1 protein-coding gene is annotated in these 595 nt (G+C 25.2%); it reads left to right on the top strand.

Going from position 1 to position 595, the window contains the following annotated elements; genetic code table 11:
* Window positions 1-595 (top strand): glycosyltransferase (locus tag CLLU_RS18560; RefSeq protein ID WP_158255952.1); only part of this gene is annotated, 595 nt, incomplete at both ends.

Raw genomic sequence — 595 nt, 5'->3', positions numbered from 1 at the left:
ATAATATACAGTGTATAAATAATCCGTTTGATTTTACTAAGTTAAATGAATTTAGTAAAAAACTTAGTGATAACATTAAAGTGTATATGTATTATGGAGCTATAAATGAAGAAAAAGGTGTTTTTAAGTTACTAGAGGCCTTTAATAAATTTTCTAAAGATAAAAACGTTAAATTAATTATTGCTGGCAAGGCGGATGAAAATGATCTTAATAGATTAAAGGCATATCTTAATAATAAAACAGAATATTTAGGTTTCTTAAGTTATGATAAGATAATACAAAAATTGCAGGAAATTTATAGTGTAGTAGTACCTTCACTTTGGATGGAGAATTATCCTAATACAGTTTTGGAAGGAATGTGTACTGAGTGTCTTGTTTTAGGCAGCAATCGTGGTGGCATACCAGATATGTTAAGAAATGGTAAAGGCGTAATATTTAATGTTTTAGATATTGATGATATAATTAGTGCTTTAGAAAAGAGCTATAACATGAATTTTAAAGAATATAAAAGTATTGTAAATAAAGCAAAGAAATATGCTATTTATAACAATAGTACAAATAAATATTATGAAAGATTAATTAATTGCTTTAATGA

This window comes from Clostridium luticellarii (genome assembly GCF_002995845.1).
In the GTDB taxonomy this organism is placed as follows: domain Bacteria; phylum Bacillota; class Clostridia; order Clostridiales; family Clostridiaceae; genus Clostridium_B; species Clostridium_B luticellarii.
This window is presented reverse-complemented; position numbering and strand designations above follow the sequence as displayed.